The sequence below is a fragment of the Bacillus sp. 22446 genome, assembly GCF_052044955.1.
Lineage (GTDB): Bacteria > Bacillota > Bacilli > Bacillales > Bacillaceae > Bacillus > Bacillus altitudinis.
In genome coordinates this window covers 1-16,864 of the sequence record NZ_JBQEOD010000005.1, presented here as the reverse complement: position 1 = coordinate 16,864, position 16,864 = coordinate 1, and the positions used below count along the sequence as shown (strand labels likewise).

Sequence of the window (16,864 nt, the reverse complement as noted above, 5' to 3'; positions counted from 1 at the left end):
CATCACAAAAACACTATATACAATCACAGCGTATGAAAAAAACAGCCCAAGTCGTCCATTGGGCTGTTATTCTTTCTTCTCCTTTTTTTCTGGCAGAACAATCGATGGAGCGCCTGAATTTGTTCCGCTGCCATTATAATAATCTGGGACATCTCCTTGAACGGCTTGAATGGAGACAGGCACAGAATTTTTGACGACGATGGTTTCTGAGGCGAATGGGATGATGACTCTCACTTTCACCTCAATGAGCACACTAATATCAATCAAGGCATTGTTGATGCCATAAGGCTTAATGTTTTTTTCAACGTCCGTATGCGGGTCACCAATGACACTGAATCGTACAGGCACTTTTGGTCCTAGGTTGGCGATAAGTGCATTTCCGGACGCTTGCCCAAGCGGAATGTTATATATAATGCCATCATGTCCATCTGTTTGATCCTTTAATGCTTCTTTTGCCTCTTTTTGAAAATTCCCCTTTTCAATGTCCTCTAGATTTTTTTGAAGGTGACGTGACAGGTCAGCCATTGCTTTCGATGTTGCTTGCGCATTGAAGTCGATAGTTGTCACTTTTCCGTTCTCACTGGTATTCATCACAACCATATCCTTCATATTCTCCTGATCATCTGCAAAATCCTGAACAGAATATTGGATAAGATGATTGGCGATTCGTTCTGTTTCTAGTTCAGCAATGTGAATCAACGTTGGTTTAATGGAACGATTGATGAAGAATAGGCTAATGACAGTTGAGAGCACAAAAAATAATATGGCAAGCAGCATGACATAACGAAATGGCAGAGGGCCCTTTTTATAGGGGCGATAACGGCGGTTCAATCTCAATAAAAAATCCCCCCTTCTCCATTACAAGTGTATGCAGACAGGCGGGGGGATAGGAATCATCTGTTCATTTTATTTCACCATTTTTAATAATGCATCTCTTCCAATTGTGCCAGCATGAATGCCGAGCGACTCAGCGGCATATGTCACAGATTCTAAAGGTGCATCCAGCAATTGCTCGATAGTTCTTACACCGACTGCTCTTCCTGCGATGATTCCTCTATCTGCAAGCTTTTCATTTAGGAGCCCGACATCAAGTGCACCGCACATAATATAACCATGCTCATTTGTCACTGCCATGAAATTGGTCTTTGGCAGTTTGACGGTGACGGCTGTAAAGGAATGGCCATCAATTGTAATAGGTGTTAAATTCACCATATCCCTTCACTCCCTTCAACACAATCTATGTGAAGGGAGGGCAAGTGTTGTTAGGCTGGAGCGGATTTCACTTTGCGTCCTTCAATCGCCAGCTCAGGACATCACGTAAAAATTCCGGCATGAAATATTCAATGTGTTCATGGTCACGTATATGGGGAAAAAGAGAGCCAAGTGTATACATATCCACTGTGCCAACCGTATAGGACACGTCCTCTTGGATCAGCTCGCCGTTTACATAGACCTCTTTTACTCGTTTGGCTTCGCCCTCTTCTAATGAATAAGTCAAACCGCTGTATAGCATTTTTCCCATTAATTCTCCTCTGAACCCAAAGCCTTTGATGCGTAGCTGTTCCATTTTTTCTTCACAGCCACGAGACACTGTTTCGACCAATTGCTTCCCAGTAAGTGTCACCCTGATTGGATTAATGGGATGCGGGCATATCCGGTGAATGTCTTCTCTTGTGACGATGCCAGCCTCTAATGAATCAAGCACCATCCCAGCATTCATCATGCCGATATCTGCCTCGCACCATTCTTTAATGGCATCTGTTAAAAGTTGCGGAAGCTGGGAATCATCAAACCACTTTGTTTCGAGCTTTGATTTAATGGATGTCACTTTTTCCTGCATGAGTGACTTCGCTCGTCTTTCTGCTTTCTGTAAAGTCGTGATCGCTTCATCGGATTCACTGATCAGCTGGTCCACTGATTGCACCGTCGCTTTTTTCTCGATGAGCTCGCTACTCGCTGTGTCAATGGTCAGCTCGACACAGCCAATATAATGCCCATACTTTTCAGCACATGCAAGAAGAACGCCATTATCCATCTCGCCCTGTTCTAAAAGATGATGCGTATGTGAGCCTAAGATGATGTCGATTTCCGGGAAATCATGGGCTACCTCTCGATCATGGATGATGCCTAGATGGGAAAGAAGAACAATGACATCGGCTTGTCCTTTCACTTCTTGTAGCATCTCCCGTATGCTCTCAAATGGGTCTGTAATGTCCCAGCCCAGCTTTTCATAGACAGGTGTATACGCAATGGTCACCCCTAAGACGGCGATCTTCAGTCCATTGTTAAACGTGATCACTTCATAAGGCTTTGCCCACGATGGTCTTTTGCCTTTTTCAAATAAATTAGATAAAATCACCGGGAATTGCGCGTCTTTGTACAATTGGTCGAGCTGCTCATGAGGCAACGTAATGCCTTCATTATTACCAATTGTGACTCCATCATAGCCAAGCTGATTGAGAAGTTTGACATTCACTTTTCCATAATCCGCTTCTGATACAAGGTTTACTCGATCCATATGATCGCCAATATCAAATAAGAGCATCTGATCGTGAACTTGACGCTTTTCTTCAATATAAGCTGCGATTTTTGGCCAGTTTTCAAAGTGGCTGTGCAAGTCGTTTGTATGATATAACCATAGCTTCTGCAGCATGTTGATCTCTCCCTCAAGTTGTCACTGAACCGTATCGTTCAAATTGAAAGCCACAGCTCTCGTTTAACTAAATAAATCTAACTGCTTCGGGGATAAGCTTGAATACGTCAAATCCAGCAAATCAATCATTTGCTGGCCATTCGCTGCCGCATCTCCGCCTGAGTTATTATTAAATACGACAAATACATCTTTCGATTGTTGATGCAGGATGTCGAGGTTCTTTTTCCATTCCTTTAGTTCAGCTTCATTATATAAATATAAGTAACGAACTTCACGCCAGTTCTCATGATCTGCCGGGTGAAGCCAGCCTTGTTTATTTCTTCCGTGGAAACGGACCAATGTTTTGTCACGGTGTGTGGCTTTTATGACTGGCGGTATAGACCCTTCTCCGACTTGCGGTTCATCACAGACGGAATGAATCCACCCTTCTTTCTCCATAAAGGATAAGGTTTGTTCATAAAACTCGTCTGAAAACCAAGTTCGGTTTCGGAATTCGAGTGCACAAGGAATGTCCCCCATCTTCTCCTTACACCATCTTAAATAGTGGACGTGCTCCTTTTTGCAATCAAACCATGGTGGAAATTGAAACAGAACCATCGCCAGTTTCCCTGCTCGAATGAGAGGAGTCAGTGAAAGAATAAAGGCGTCAAACATTTCTTCCTTTGAAGCAAACGGGATCTCGCCTCTTTGATGCCCGGTCATTCCTTGATATGCTTTCACAACAAATTGAAAGGCGTCTGGCGTATCTTTTATCCATTTTTCATGGTTCCGCTCAGGCTGAACAGCATAAAAGCTTGCATCCAGTTCCACAATGGGAAACGTTGATGCATAGTGAAACAGCTTTTGAGAGCTGCCGATTCTCGGTGGGTACAGACTGTCATGATCGCCCCAGCCAGTTAATCCGATATAAATCATCTATCTCACCTCTTGCCACTTGCTTGTCTAAACGGATTTTCCCATTGAAAGTCTTTGTTTCTTGGGATACCCATCTTTCTGAAAGAAATTCTTCTGTCTACAACATATCATATTTACCCATTTTTCTGAATGAAGATGACTGATGTGAGGTGATTTTGCCCTGCCATCTTTTTTGTGATATTACATCACAACTTTCTATCTAAATTGAATGGAGCTGATAACATAAAATTGATATCAGAGACTTTGACAGCGATTGTCCATTTTTTTATTCATCTTCACCAAAGGCTTCAGCTCTAAAAAAAGGAGAATGAGTGGATATGAACATTGTCGATCATCATGTTGAAGCATTGCAAAAAGTGGCCCAAAGAATTCATCAGCCTGTCTATTTGATCAATCAGTATGGACGTATTCTTTTCACCTCACCCCAAGGTATGACAAATCCAGATTGGATACAAATGCTCCGCTTGTTTCACAGTACGCAGCAGCATTATTTTTCTATGGTTCATTCAAAAGAAAGCGTTTCTGTTTTCCCTATCTATATAAACGAACAAGCTTATGATTATTTAGTCGTTCCAGCCTTCATTCATCCTCAAGACGACATGGGGCTGCATTTGATAATTGAACAAGCTGCACATGCCATATCCATTTCACACATCAAACAACATGCCATCAAGCAATCGACAGAGCGAGCCAAAAATGAATGGTTTCGCAAATGGATGGAGGGCACGATTTCCTCAGAGCAAGATGTCACCCGCCTAGCACGCATGTTTGGATTAAACACAACGATTCCCTATCTATGTATCGTCTGTCAGCTTGATCAGAACAGTCATTTCACTTGTTTCCTTAAGCAGCAAACCCTTGTAGATGATGTGTTTGCTTTACTTGAAAGCACCCTTTCGCACTGTCCATTTCCCGCCTTTCTTTTTGTCAAAGGTGATATCGGCATCTTCCTTATAGAAGAGACTGGCGGCTGGCTGGCAATGAACAAATCGATCTGCTCTTTTTTAAAACAAATGCAGATCCTTATTAAACAGCATGTGAATACCACCATTTCCTTTGGTGTAAGCTTAAGCGGTTATCTTATCACCGATCTGCCAAAAGGATTCAGTGAAGCTGCCCATGCTCTGCAATCAGGCCAGCTCTCATTACGAGCTGAATATATTCAGTTCTATCAAGCAAAAGATGTGTCAGATTTACTGAAGCTCATCCCAGCAAAAGATTTAACAACATTCTATGAGCGATACCTCCACCCATTATATGAACAATCACAAGTCGATCCAAATCTTCTCCACACCTTATCTGTTTATGTCGAAACACATTGCCATATTTCAGAAACAGCCAAACGTTTATCTGTTCATCGCAACACCGTGATATATCGACTGGAGAAATGTGAAGAACTGCTCCAGATCAGCCTAAAAGATCCTGATGCAACATTGCGCTTGCGATTAGCTTTGCGGATTCAAAAGCACCTTTCATCCGATTCCAATTGAATCTTTTTTTCTTACGCCTCATATATTTTGGAGGAGAAATGTGAATGACAAGGAGTGGTGTCAAATGGATGAGGAGATTCGTCACATCCCGCAACCGATTCGAGACGATGGGGCCGGCGCAACCGATTTAGGCCCGCGAGACGTTCTGCGCGATATGGAGAACCCAGATATGTTCGTTCCCCCTAAAACGGATGCGGGGACGATTCCTAATTTAAAATTTTCATATTCTGATACACATATGCACTTGAATCATGGCGGCTGGTCGAGGGAAATTACCGAGCGAGAGCTGCCTGTTTCAACAACGATTGCTGGTGTGAACATGCGGCTTACGCGCGGAGGTGTTCGTGAGCTTCATTGGCATAAGCAGGCGGAATGGGCATATATGATTTTAGGCAAAGCCCGGATCACATCTGTAGATGCAGAAGGACGGAATATGATCGCTGATGTAGAAGAAGGAGACTTGTGGTATTTCCCGCCCGGTATTCCGCACTCCATTCAAGGTCTTGAGGATGGCTGTGAGTTTCTCCTTGTGTTTGATGATGGTGCTTTTTCTGAATTTGATACGTTCACCATCACAGACTGGTTTGCTCATACACCAAAAGACATTCTTTCTGCTAATTTCGGCGTGCCAATCAAGCTGTTTGATCACATTCCACATAAACAGCGCTATATGTTTCAAGGCTCTTCACCGGCATCCATTGAAAGCCAAACAGTCTCTGATCCATACGGCGGCATCAAACCGCCATTTACCCACCAGCTCCTTCGTCAAAAACCAATCGTGACCTCTGGGGGAACCGTGCGAATCGTCGACTCACGCAATTTTCCAGTATCTAAAACCATTGCTGCTGCACTTGTAGAGGTAAAACCTGGCGGGATGAGAGAAATGCACTGGCACCCGAATAATGATGAGTGGCAATACTATTTAACCGGTACAGCCAAAATGACGGTTTTTGGAGCAAGCGGGACAGCTCGCACCTTTAATTACAGAGCAGGTGATGTTGGTTATGTTCCTTTCGGGATGGGGCATTACATACAAAATATTGGGCAAACGAGCCTTTGGTTTCTAGAAATGTTTAAAAGCGATCGATTTGCTGATATTTCATTGAACCAATGGATGGCCTTAACCCCTCCTCAATTAGTGAAGGAGCATTTGCATGTAGACGATGCATTGATTCATGCGCTGCATAAAGAAAAATCACCAGTCGTGAAGTATGAGCGATGACAAAAAAAACCGATCCATGTGTGCTGATCGGTTTTTTCTATGCTGCCTTTACGATACGGCATGGGAATGTTGCTGCGCTTTTTTCGCCCATAAAATAGAAGCAATGAAACTCATACAAAGCACCAGCGTTCCAAACATAAATGGCAGCTCAATATTCACATCAAATAAAATACCCGCAAGACTTGGCCCGACGATATTCGCAAGGCTCATAAAGGATGTATTGAGACCGCCTGCTACCCCCTGCTGATTCCCTGCCATTTTAGAAAGTAATGTATTGAGAGCTGGACGAACAAACGAGGTGGCCGATAAAAATAAAATGGAGCTCGTAAAAATTAGCCAAAAGGAAGGGGCAAAGCGGCAGGCAATCAGCATAAATGCCGCAGCTAAAAGGGCATAACGAACGACTCGCATTTCGCCAAATCGTTTCACAAAGGTATTTACTAAAGCCCCTTGAACGATGACACCGGCAAGTCCAGCTACCGTAATGACAAATGCAATATCCTTCGGTGTAAAGCCATGTTTTTGGTCCACATATAAGCCAAAGATCGATTCAAAATGAATGATTCCGAAATTCAAAACAAAGGCCAAGATAAACAAAAAACCGTATGGTGTTTTTAAAGCCTGAATCATCTGCGTAAAAGGATTGAAATGAAGCTCTTTATTCAATCGTGCTTCTTCCTGCTTTTCCTTTGTTAAAGTTTCAGGTAAGAACAAGAAAGACAACAGCGTCGACAGGGCTGCAAAGGAACCAGCGATGAGGAAAGGAAAAGCAATCCCAAACTCAACCAAATAACCGCCTACGCCTGGTCCAATGACAAAGCCTAACGTCATTGCTGCACTAAATAGCCCCATTCCTTTCCCTCGATCCTTCTCACTTGTGATATCAGCGATGTATGCAAACATGGCGGGCATGAGTAAAGCTCCGGCAGCACCACCAAAAAACCGAGACACAAACAGCATCCAAAGCTGATCAGCAAATGCAAAAATAAACTGGGCAATCGTAAAGCCGGCAATCCCGGCAATAATCAATTTTCTGCGTCCAAATCGATCAGTCAGCGCTCCAGCGACGGGTGATAAAGCAAATTGTGTGAGGCCAGTTGCAGCAACGAGGAAACCAAGTGTTTTCCCAGTTGCGCCAAAGGCTTCAATATAACTTGGCATGACAGGAACGATCAGACCAAATCCAAGCATGGCAATAAAAATATTGAGCATCAAAATGTACAATCTGCCCATTTTTTTCATATTAAAACCTCTTTCTTCAAAATAAATGAAAATGATGACAAAAATGATAAGAACTTCTTCAGTATAGCGATATCGTTCTCTATAAGTCTAGTTTTTCAAAAAACAGCGTTTTTTCCCAAATTAAAAATACCCGCTGGTGGCGAGTATTTTGAGAATCCCTTTTTTATTCAGCTTGTTCATAGATGGAAAGAGCCGCCTGTAACCCAGCGCCACAATTGATGGCTGCGCCGTATTTCATCAAGATGGCTTCAAGGCCTGCTAAAACAAATAGAATATTTTCCTTTCGGCAGCTATAGCCCATTGAGCCAATTCTCCATATCCGTCCTGCAAGCGGCCCAAATGAACTCGCAATTTCAATTCCAAAATGATGAAGAAGATCAGCCCGGACCGCTTCTCCGTCGATATCACTTGGAATGACGATACACGTCACGACCGGCATTTTGCAGTCTGGATCACCAAATAATTCAAGCCCCATCGCTTCAAATCCTGCCATTAAAGCCTTTTCATGAAACAAGTGGCGCTGAAAACGTTCCTCCAGACCTTCTTCTAGCACAAGTCGAACCCCTTCTCTCAGTGCATAAAGCATCGTTGTCGCTTCTGTATGATGATTTAACCGCCTCGGGCTCCAATAATCTTGCAGCTGGCTTAGATCAAAGTAATTGCTTTTGATTGGAGAAATGTCTACCTGTTTTTGCAGTTCATCCTGTGTTGCAATCCCTTTTTCTACTTTCTTTCTCGATTGTACGACGTCTGCCACTCGTTCATTATATGTGATCGGTGACATCCCTGATGGAACAGACAAGCATTTCTGCGAGCCCCCAATTGCCGCATCGATTTTCCATTCGTCTACCTTGACCTCGACACCACCAATTGTCGCCACAGCGTCTACAATAAAAAGCGCATCAAGCGCTCGGCATGCTTCACCAATTTTCTCAAGCGGCTGTATTCTTCCGGTAGATGTTTCACCATGAACCATCGCAACAATTTTCGGCTTGACTTGATGCATCTCTGCGATGATGTCGTCTTGCTTAAAAACCGTTCCCCATTCACATTCCATTGTATGTACCTCAGCACCATAGCGCTGTCCAATTTCAATCAGCAAATGACCGAAGCGTCCAAAGACCGGAACAAGCATCACATCTCCGGGCTCGATCACACTGGCAAGCACAGCTTCAAGTCCTGAGCGGGACGTCCCATCAATTGGATAAGCCCATTCATTTTCTGTTTGAAAAAGTGATCGTAATAAGGTCATCGTTTCATTCATGATCTCTGTAAATGCAGGATCAAATTGACCAAGAATTGGTGTACTCATCACTCGAAGGACTCTCGGATCTACTTCGACAGGTCCTGGTGTCATAATGGTTCTAGTAGGTGTGTGTAGTTCTTTCACGTTATCCATCCTCTCCCTTGCTGTGTCCATCCTTATATGCCCACTTATACAGCAATGCTGATAAAATAGCAATCTCTTTTCTTACGAATTGGTTACATAAAATTTACGATAAATCCATTTATTTCTTTATGGCAATATGATAGAACTAAAGAGTATACATTCCCTATGAAGGAGGAAATAGAATGAAAAGATCTTTATTTGGAACTGTGGCCGCCGGAATCATGATTTTCGGTACATTTGCCGCTCCGCTGCCTCCCGCTGCAAATGCTCAAGGCTTTACACTGAATGAACCGAGTCAAACCATCACCTTTTCCCCGTTACAGCTACAAACCGAAACATCTGCTCAACATGCGAAAACAACCGCTTCAAGTCAAATTGATTCCTACTACCAATCTGCTGCTGGCAAATCTGGGCCTGCTCTTAAGAAAGCATTACACGATATTATTGATGATCATACGCAGCTATCCTACAGCCAGGTTTGGGATGCATTAAAGAAAACGGATGAAGATCCAAAAAATCCAAGCAATGTGCTCTTGCTCTATAGCGGTATCTCTAGGTCAAAGCAAGCAAATGGAGGAAACGTGGGACAGTGGAACCGGGAGCATGTGTGGGCTAAATCTCACGGCAATTTTGGGACGAGCCAGGGACCTGGTACAGATCTCCATCACCTTCGGGCAACAGACGTACAAACGAATAGCACACGAGGAAATTTAGATTTTGATATAGGCGGAAATGAATACAAGGGAGCGCCAGGCAACTTCTACGACAGCGACTCATTTGAACCTCATAGCCGGGTGAAAGGAGATGTAGCAAGAATGCTCTTTTATATGGCCGTCAGATATGAAGGCGATGACCGTTTCCCAGATTTAGAATTGAACAACAAAGTGAATAATGGAAGCGCCCCTCTTCACGGCAAAATGTCTGTCCTATTGAAATGGCACAAGCAAGATCCAGTCGATCAAATCGAACGGAATCGTAACGAAATCATCTATCAAACGTACCAGCACAATCGCAATCCTTTTATTGATCACCCTGAATGGGTAAGCGCTATTTGGGAATAAAAAAGAGAGGCACTGCTATGAGCAAGCAGTGCCTCTTTCCATTACTATCTCTATAAAAGATGATCATACAACATCAAACACACTTCTCATCTTATAAAGATTCTGATCATTATGTTATGTTTATTCCCCCAATTTACTAATAATAATTCTTTCTACATTGCGATCTAAACAGAAAAATTCTATTTTGATATCATGCTTTGAATCCTTATAGCCTAAAATTTCATATCCCTGATCGTCATTTCTACGATAATAGTTTTCACCTAGATAATTATAGATATCTTTTTTAGTTGAATGAATATTTATTGTGTTGTTTATATTACTTTGATTATTTTCTAAAGAGATTGCCACTATTTCTTTTCTATTATTCACTTTGAAATAATTTGAATTTGAAGTTTTAATCCACTCGTTTTCACTATAGTTTCTCTTTATTAATCCCAACTTCAATTCTCCCACCTTTAATTCAGTAAGATTTGTACTTTTTACTTTAAGAAAAGAGATGTGGTTTTTAAGTGGTTGAATGAAGAACAAGCCAATGATGATGATGAAAATAAAGATGATATATATGATAATTTTTTTCATATCAGTTCCTTCCATAAATGATTATATAATGAAACAATATAACATAAATATCATATTTAAATTTACTGTATAAATATTTAAGAAAAATCGAATCTAATAAAAAAACACCTTGCATAAGGTGTTTTTTTACTTTAGCGGACAGACGAGACAATAATCAAGGCTCTCTGATTTTTTCTCAAGCTTATAATACATACAGCAAGTCTTTCGATTTGATGTGTCTAGCAAACTTTCCTCTAAATTTAAGCTGTGCTGAAAAGGATTTTGCTTCGCTCCGAAAAGATCACCCGATGCCTTCTTCAGAAACAAATAATCCTCCCGTACGCGCTCTTTCATTTTAGGCTCTTCCGTTTCTCGCATCATGCTACGGTAAAGAGAATTGATACGTACCGCTACATTTTCCCATAAAATCGAATACGGAAGTCTTGAAGTACGTTTCAATACATCTAAAAGAGGTGTGACACACTGCGTAAATAGCATGCGGACGACCTGCTCTCTCCACTCATGACGATCTCCTTCTAACTGAACAAATGAACAGAGTGTTTCATCTAGCTCAATTTTGCGATCTTCTCTAAAGACACACGCCTCTGGTGAAAACCGGTAGACAGCATCATACATCGTCATCAAGTACAAAGTAGAACTAACAGCTAAATAGGCATAGCGTTTTGAAAACATGGACGCCGCCACTGCTATATTCGGTGCATGCATCGCTTCCTTTTCAGCTTCTAATAAACGTCTGATAGATGCTTCTGAAAAAAGCGCAGCAAGTGTGCGATCAGATGTCATTGGTCCATTTGTGATGTGTACCCCGAAATCAAGTAATTCTCTCTCAACCCACTCTGGCTTCATATCAAAACCCCCATCTTTCGTTTAACGATTTCGTTGTTGATATAACAAATAAATAAAGAACGGTGCACCAATTGCCGCCGTAAACACACCTGCCGGGACATCTAACGGGAGAAAAGCCGTTCTCGCAACTAAGTCTGCCAGCATGACGAGAATACTTCCAACAAGCGCAGATGCTGGAACAAGCGCAATAAAGGAACGACCGATGATCATCCGTGCAACATGCGGCGCCATCAGTCCAACAAATTCAATACCACCTGCGAATGCAACGGCAATACCGGCTAATGTCACACTCATCAGTAGAAAGAATAACCGCTTCGCCTGAACCTTGACACCGAGACCTGTTGCAAGATCATCTCCAAGCTCCTTCACATTCATCGTTCTTGCCAGCACCATGACAATCGGTAAAATCATCAATACCCAAGGAAGCATTGCGATGACGTCCTTCATTGTAGAACCATATAAACTGCCCGTCAGCCAGATGTATGACTTGGTCGTGGTCATCGTATCGCTGAGCACAAGAGTAAACGTCACACACGCCTTCATAATGGCGGAAATCCCAATCCCCATCAAGACGAGCGTGATTGGCTTGACGCCTTTTTTCCATGAAAGCAAATAAATCAGGCATGATACCGCAAAAGCGCCTGCAATGGCCCACAACGACTGATAAGCAATAGGCACAGTGCCCATCCAAAAGACGATGAACATAATGGCGCCAAACGACGCACCGCTCGTAATTCCTATGATGTCAGGCGATGCAAGCGGATTTCGAATGAGACCTTGTAAAATAAGCCCCGATACCGCAAGTGCCGCTCCCACTAAAACCGCAAGCAGGGTCCTTGGAATCCTCAACGTATTTAATACAAACGTATTTCCCTCGCCTTGTCCGAAGATATGCAGCAGCACATCCGTAGGCGGAATAAATCGGCTGCCCATACAAAGGCTCAGAATAAATAAACCAAAGGCAATACCTGTCAATAATAGTAAAATCAAAAACGTCCGCTTTGAAAATTGAAATGAAATGCGTCCGCCCTTTGAACGCACTGTATATGTTTTAGCCACCTGTCTTCAACCCCTTGCGCACGAGATAAACAAATAGAGGCGCTCCTGCTACCGCCGTCATGACACCAATCGGTACTTCCTGCGGCATGATCAGAAAACGAGCGGCAAGGTCTGCGACAAGTAAAAGCGACGCCCCTACAACGGCACAATACGGCAGTACCCAGCGGTGGTCAGGTCCAACGAGCTTTTTCACAATATGCGGCACAAGAAAACCAACAAATCCAATGGATCCTGCAACAGCGACGGAACCTCCTGCTAAAAAGACGACAAGTACCCCCATCGTCATCTTCAAAAGAAGCGTACGCTGGCCAAGCCCTTTCGCAATATCATCACCCGATAAAAGGACATTGATCGAGCGGCCAAGAAGCAGCGCCACCACAGTCGCCCCAAGAATATAAGGCAACACAGGCAGCAGCATATCTATACTTCTTCCTGACACTGAACCAGCCATCCAGAACAAGATGCTTTGAATGGACTGTTCATTCACGATTAAAAGTCCTTGAGTAAAGGACGCAAACAGAGCAGATATCGCAGCACCTGCGAGTACAATTTTGACCGGTGTCAGTCCGTCTCTTCCAATGGAGCCTAGAAGAAAGACAAGCATACCTGCAATGGCAGCGCCTAAAAAGGCCGTCCACATATAACCTGTTAACGACTCGGTAGAAAAGAAAACAATCGAAATCACAATAAAAAAGAGTCCACCTGCATTAATACCTAAAAGATCTGGTGCAGCCAGCGGATTTCTCGTCAATGCCTGCATGAGTGCACCTGAAATCGCTAGACTTGATCCAACAACCGTCGCAATTAAAGCTCTTGATAATCTGGATGTCATGACAATCACACTGTTTGGATCTGACTCATCAAACTGAAGAAACGCATGGATGGTGGCTTTGAGGGAAATTGAGGTTTGCCCAAGAGAAATACTGAGCATAAAAAAGACCAACATCAACACGATGAATCCAGCAAATAGCAGTGCCTTGCTCGAATCCTTTTTTAATAAACTTCTCATCTGATTCCCGCTTTCAATCTGTTATGGAAAAAGGAGAAAATGGTTTTTCACATTTTCTCCTCTGCTACACTTATTTATCAAGCCCTAGACGATCATAAATATCATCAAGCATCATGTTTGCAGCGGTGATACCGCCAGCCATGTTCCAAGTGATTTCATCAACTTTATGCACTTGTTTCGCTTTCACTGCATCAAGCTGCTTCCATAAAGGATGACTTGTCCACTCTTTATATGCTTTTTCAACTGCTTTATCCTGATCATCCATGAAGTAATAGATCACATCTGCATCCATTTGTGGAATGCTCTCTTTGTCTGTAAGTGTAATGATATCTTGCTTTTTATCTTTGACATTTTTAGGACCTTCAAAGCCTAGCTCTGTTAAAATTGAACCTGCAAACCCAGTTTGATAGATTCTTGCATGATCTGCACGGAAGTTCACCACAGACACACTCATTGGCCAGTTTTTAATGTCTTTCTTTGCTTTTTCTTTGAAGTCAGCGACACGGTCATCCCACTTCGTCAGCAATTCTTTTGATTTGTCTTGCTTGTTTAACGCTTCACCCATTAAATTCACTGTGTCTTTAAAAGTGAACACTGTTTCTGTTGCAACAGTTGGAGCAATTTCTTTCAGCTGATCAAAAATTTGCTCGTGACGGATTTTTGATGCAATGATCAAATCTGGCTTCAGCTTTTCAATTTCTTCTAAGTTTGGTTGTGTTTCCTGCCCAACAATTTTGACACCCTTTAAATCATCTCTTAAATATTTATACGTAGGTGCTTCAAGCCAAGATTCTACAACACCCACTGGTTTAATGCCCATAGCGACGGCTGCATCTGTTGCTCCTTGATACAACGTCACCACACGTTTAGGCGATCCTTTAATTTCAGTTGAACCGATAGCGCTTTCAACGGTTCTTGTTTTCTCATTACTATCTGACTTGCCTTCACTGCTATTACTGCCACAAGCCGCAAGTAATACGATGGAGAGCACAACTAATAGCGACCAAAAAGACTTTTTGAACATGTACCTCACCTATCCATTCTATATGTAGTCATATCGTTTGATAACGATTCTCATTATCACACTATGATTTTATCATAGAAAAGGATGGTGTCAATGTAAATTTTTAAGAAAAAGGTAGAGTGTTGACTAGTTGTTCAGGTTAATTGGAACTTTTCCACTTTTGGATGGTACGCCCAATCTTTTTTCCCGATTCTAGTAAAATGGACAAATGAGTATGGTTTTCTATCACTTGGTAAACAGATTGATTTTTCACCTGCTGATTTGGAAGCGCCAGATATGGATGAAATTTGTCTACGTCGTATAACTCATCCTCGCTTCCAACAAACATGCCATAAGGCTGGTCCAGCCTTGCAAATTGTTTTTGAGGTGCAGATGGCGTTAAGGCAAGAGACATATTGATGGTAATGCCTGTTAAAAGAAGTGGATCTTGTGCAATCACCCATGCTGGGTAGTGAAATCGTACAGCTTCTGAATGCCCCATCAGCCTTCCTTTTGTCATCGCAGATAGCACGAATTTCCAAACTTGAACTGTGGCAAAAGGGACTTGATTAGACTTCGCTGTGTCAGATTTGTAGCCAAATTCAGGAGCAATAAAAAAGTAACCGTCTACTTTTCTTTTTTCATCCCAAGATAGATATTGAAGCAGCAATCCAGCTCCAGAGGAATGACCACAAAGATAAAGTGCGCCTTCGTGCTGCTGTTTGATGACATCCACAACTTGCGAAATATCTTGCCACACGTCAGTGACTTTGGGTGTATCCCCCTTCTTTCCTTCAGAATATCCGTGGCCTCTCAAATCCAGCAGAAACACATTCACGTGAAAATCATGTTGCAATGTATAGGCAATATGCTCATAACCAGCCAAGCTGTGAGCGCCTCCGCCATGAATGATGATCACATTGGTCTGCGTGTTTGTTTCTGATAAAAACGGATAATAAGCAAGACGTATGCCGTCATGTGATTGAATGAACTGTCTTTCTGGAATAGCTACAGGAGCTGCTTCCTGCATACTTGTAAATGAGAACGGTTCTGTTTCGTTCATAATTAACTTTTGACCCCCAACTAGACACGAGAATGGCTAGAGCATTGCTGGCCATCCTCATGTTCGCATCCTATTTTGTCATATCCCTCAAAGGGAACGTCTTACTCTCAATAATAGCGACAATTTGTTTTAACGCTTGGTTCGCTTCGGGAATAGGGAAGACAGGAAAGACGTGATTCATTTTTGGGTATTCGATATAGTTGATGGGAACACCCTGCTTGTCTGCCATCTCTTTGAATTTCCGGGCATCTGGGAGAAAGAATTCATGAGTGCCAATAAAAACAGAAATTCGTCCTAACGATTTGATTTCTCCATAGATCGGGCTGATCAAATGATGTGTTTCATCTGTATCACCTGCATAGGCTTTGCCCGATTCGATTAGTAAATCTAGGTTGAGCATTGGCTCTTTTGGAACCATTTTAGCGATATCAGGATTACTTAATGTCACATCAAGCCATGGTGATAATAGAAGAATGTTTCCAGGCTGCGGGAGACCTTTTTTCGCTAAGTATTGAGCAAAGGCGAGCGATAAACCGCCTCCAGCAGAATCACCCATGATGACGATTTTTTCTGGTGTTCCTTTTTCTAAAAGAGCTTGGTAAACTGGGAGAACACTCTCGATTGCATCCATATACTGATGATTCGGTGCTTTAGGATAAACTGGCACATACACCGTACTATTTAATTGCTTCGTCAATCGATCCAAGAAACGCCAATGCCATACGAGCGGCTGCTCAATATAGCCTCCTCCATGTAAAAATAGCACCTGATGATCATCTGGCTGCACATCTGATTTCAACATGTACGTATCGACTGAAAACGTGCTGCTTTTGGTGATGTGATATTTCTTTTTCAACTTCTCAGGCAGCACATAAGGTAATTGATTCGCCATTCTTCGTTCTTCTAAATACCCCTCAACATTCAGTTTCTTCTTTGTAAGTACAAGTAACCATTCAACAAACAAACTTTGAATACTTCGCATACGATCGACCCCTATAGATAGAATGATGACAATCAATGTCTAGGAAAAGAATGGTTTCTCTTTTTCTAAAGCATAACATAAGAACTTGTGAATCCGTTAACTGCTTTGGACCTTTTTCTATACATCTATTCATTTATGAACACCTGTCTATTTATATTATATTTTCTAGATACATCATCATCAATTGTCAATCTTTCAATCATTGTTCATTAATCAACACATATTCAAAAACTGTTCATTTAAACACAAAAAAGACGAGTGTTGACCACTCGTCCCAGATTGTTGACAAAGGGCTAAAATGAACTTGATTTTAGCCCTTTGTCTTCTTTTCAGCGTGATAGAAAACCTTT

The 16,864-nt window shown here is 42.2% G+C and carries 16 protein-coding genes; 3 read left to right on the top strand and 13 right to left on the bottom strand.

From position 1 onward, the window contains the following. Positions 1–66 precede the first annotated feature (66 nt). From yunB to ACTJJD_RS11530, 4 genes are all read right to left on the bottom strand, one after another. Positions 67–837 carry a sporulation protein YunB gene (yunB, locus tag ACTJJD_RS11545; RefSeq protein WP_007500406.1) on the bottom strand — a complete coding sequence of 257 codons (771 nt, stop codon included), beginning with the start codon at positions 835–837 and terminating at the stop codon, positions 67–69. A 69-nt stretch (positions 838–906) separates the two neighbouring features. Continuing rightward, positions 907–1,212, bottom strand: a complete 306-nt coding sequence (locus tag ACTJJD_RS11540; protein ID WP_007500404.1) for a YunC family protein — start codon at positions 1,210–1,212, stop codon at positions 907–909. 67 nt (positions 1,213–1,279) lie between these two features. After that, positions 1,280–2,653 carry a bifunctional metallophosphatase/5'-nucleotidase gene (locus ACTJJD_RS11535; protein WP_284565171.1) on the bottom strand — a complete coding sequence of 458 codons (1,374 nt, stop codon included), beginning with the start codon at positions 2,651–2,653 and terminating at the stop codon, positions 1,280–1,282. A gap of 63 nt (positions 2,654–2,716) precedes the next feature. Then, positions 2,717–3,568: a DUF72 domain-containing protein gene (locus ACTJJD_RS11530; RefSeq protein ID WP_440608424.1), complete on the bottom strand. Its 852-nt coding sequence runs from the start codon at positions 3,566–3,568 to the stop codon at positions 2,717–2,719. Positions 3,569–3,885: 317 nt separating this feature from the next. Here ACTJJD_RS11530 and ACTJJD_RS11525 point away from each other — a divergent pair, with 317 nt between their 5' ends. Beyond that, on the top strand, positions 3,886–5,058 hold the full coding sequence (locus ACTJJD_RS11525) for a PucR family transcriptional regulator (protein ID WP_440608423.1): 1,173 nt from the start codon (positions 3,886–3,888) through the stop codon (positions 5,056–5,058). Between the two features lie 64 nt (positions 5,059–5,122). Next, positions 5,123–6,280: an oxalate decarboxylase family bicupin gene (locus tag ACTJJD_RS11520; protein ID WP_440608422.1), complete on the top strand. Its 1,158-nt coding sequence runs from the start codon at positions 5,123–5,125 to the stop codon at positions 6,278–6,280. A gap of 48 nt (positions 6,281–6,328) precedes the next feature. On the opposite strand, the gene ACTJJD_RS11515 is transcribed toward ACTJJD_RS11520, so the two are convergent. Then, entirely contained in the window at positions 6,329–7,522 is a 1,194-nt protein-coding gene (locus tag ACTJJD_RS11515; RefSeq protein WP_440608421.1) for an MFS transporter, read from the bottom strand. Positions 7,523–7,685: 163 nt separating this feature from the next. After that, a complete protein-coding gene (locus ACTJJD_RS11510) occupies positions 7,686–8,921 on the bottom strand; it encodes a pyridoxal-phosphate-dependent aminotransferase family protein (RefSeq protein WP_440608420.1) in 1,236 nt (411 codons plus the stop codon). Between the two features lie 173 nt (positions 8,922–9,094). Here ACTJJD_RS11510 and ACTJJD_RS11505 point away from each other — a divergent pair, with 173 nt between their 5' ends. Continuing rightward, positions 9,095–9,973, top strand: a complete 879-nt coding sequence (locus tag ACTJJD_RS11505; protein WP_268356786.1) for an endonuclease I family protein — start codon at positions 9,095–9,097, stop codon at positions 9,971–9,973. Positions 9,974–10,093: 120 nt separating this feature from the next. Here the strand turns inward: ACTJJD_RS11505 and ACTJJD_RS11500 are convergent, their stop codons facing one another. The 7 genes from ACTJJD_RS11500 to ACTJJD_RS11470 all read right to left on the bottom strand — a co-directional run bounded on the left by ACTJJD_RS11500 (position 10,094) and on the right by ACTJJD_RS11470 (position 16,514). Continuing rightward, positions 10,094–10,552, bottom strand: coding sequence for a hypothetical protein (locus ACTJJD_RS11500; protein ID WP_249116284.1), 459 nt, complete (start codon positions 10,550–10,552; stop codon positions 10,094–10,096). 126 nt (positions 10,553–10,678) lie between these two features. After that, positions 10,679–11,398 carry an IucA/IucC family C-terminal-domain containing protein gene (locus tag ACTJJD_RS11495; RefSeq protein WP_019743812.1) on the bottom strand — a complete coding sequence of 240 codons (720 nt, stop codon included), beginning with the start codon at positions 11,396–11,398 and terminating at the stop codon, positions 10,679–10,681. Positions 11,399–11,419: 21 nt separating this feature from the next. Then, entirely contained in the window at positions 11,420–12,457 is a 1,038-nt protein-coding gene (locus ACTJJD_RS11490) for a FecCD family ABC transporter permease (protein ID WP_035389316.1), read from the bottom strand. Continuing rightward, positions 12,450–13,466, bottom strand: coding sequence for a FecCD family ABC transporter permease (locus ACTJJD_RS11485; protein WP_007500383.1), 1,017 nt, complete (start codon positions 13,464–13,466; stop codon positions 12,450–12,452). The genes ACTJJD_RS11490 and ACTJJD_RS11485 overlap by 8 nt, the downstream gene beginning before the upstream one ends. Before the next feature lie 70 nt (positions 13,467–13,536). Then, complete coding sequence (locus ACTJJD_RS11480; protein ID WP_007500381.1) at positions 13,537–14,490, bottom strand: ABC transporter substrate-binding protein; 954 nt, start codon at positions 14,488–14,490, stop codon at positions 13,537–13,539. A gap of 139 nt (positions 14,491–14,629) precedes the next feature. Continuing rightward, complete coding sequence (locus tag ACTJJD_RS11475) at positions 14,630–15,532, bottom strand: alpha/beta hydrolase (RefSeq protein WP_284565175.1); 903 nt, start codon at positions 15,530–15,532, stop codon at positions 14,630–14,632. A 70-nt stretch (positions 15,533–15,602) separates the two neighbouring features. Further along, complete coding sequence (locus ACTJJD_RS11470) at positions 15,603–16,514, bottom strand: alpha/beta hydrolase (protein WP_440147895.1); 912 nt, start codon at positions 16,512–16,514, stop codon at positions 15,603–15,605. Positions 16,515–16,864 lie beyond the last annotated feature (350 nt).

What these genes read in the sequence shown, in the direction of transcription:
- ACTJJD_RS11530 (WP_440608424.1), bottom strand. Translation starts at nt 3,568, where the DNA reads ATGATTTATATCGGATTAACTGGCTGGGGCGATCATGACAGTCTGTAC.
- ACTJJD_RS11535 (WP_284565171.1), bottom strand. Translation starts at nt 2,653, where the DNA reads ATGCTGCAGAAGCTATGGTTATATCATACAAACGACTTGCACAGCCAC.
- ACTJJD_RS11515 (WP_440608421.1), bottom strand. Translation starts at nt 7,522, where the DNA reads ATGAAAAAAATGGGCAGATTGTACATTTTGATGCTCAATATTTTTATT.
- ACTJJD_RS11470 (WP_440147895.1), bottom strand. Translation starts at nt 16,514, where the DNA reads ATGCGAAGTATTCAAAGTTTGTTTGTTGAATGGTTACTTGTACTTACA.
- ACTJJD_RS11475 (WP_284565175.1), bottom strand. Translation starts at nt 15,532, where the DNA reads ATGAACGAAACAGAACCGTTCTCATTTACAAGTATGCAGGAAGCAGCT.
- ACTJJD_RS11540 (WP_007500404.1), bottom strand. Translation starts at nt 1,212, where the DNA reads ATGGTGAATTTAACACCTATTACAATTGATGGCCATTCCTTTACAGCC.
- ACTJJD_RS11500 (WP_249116284.1), bottom strand. Translation starts at nt 10,552, where the DNA reads ATGAAAAAAATTATCATATATATCATCTTTATTTTCATCATCATCATT.
- ACTJJD_RS11510 (WP_440608420.1), bottom strand. Translation starts at nt 8,921, where the DNA reads ATGGATAACGTGAAAGAACTACACACACCTACTAGAACCATTATGACA.
- ACTJJD_RS11480 (WP_007500381.1), bottom strand. Translation starts at nt 14,490, where the DNA reads ATGTTCAAAAAGTCTTTTTGGTCGCTATTAGTTGTGCTCTCCATCGTA.
- ACTJJD_RS11485 (WP_007500383.1), bottom strand. Translation starts at nt 13,466, where the DNA reads ATGAGAAGTTTATTAAAAAAGGATTCGAGCAAGGCACTGCTATTTGCT.
- ACTJJD_RS11520 (WP_440608422.1), top strand. Translation starts at nt 5,123, where the DNA reads ATGGATGAGGAGATTCGTCACATCCCGCAACCGATTCGAGACGATGGG.
- ACTJJD_RS11505 (WP_268356786.1), top strand. Translation starts at nt 9,095, where the DNA reads ATGAAAAGATCTTTATTTGGAACTGTGGCCGCCGGAATCATGATTTTC.
- ACTJJD_RS11495 (WP_019743812.1), bottom strand. Translation starts at nt 11,398, where the DNA reads ATGAAGCCAGAGTGGGTTGAGAGAGAATTACTTGATTTCGGGGTACAC.
- ACTJJD_RS11525 (WP_440608423.1), top strand. Translation starts at nt 3,886, where the DNA reads ATGAACATTGTCGATCATCATGTTGAAGCATTGCAAAAAGTGGCCCAA.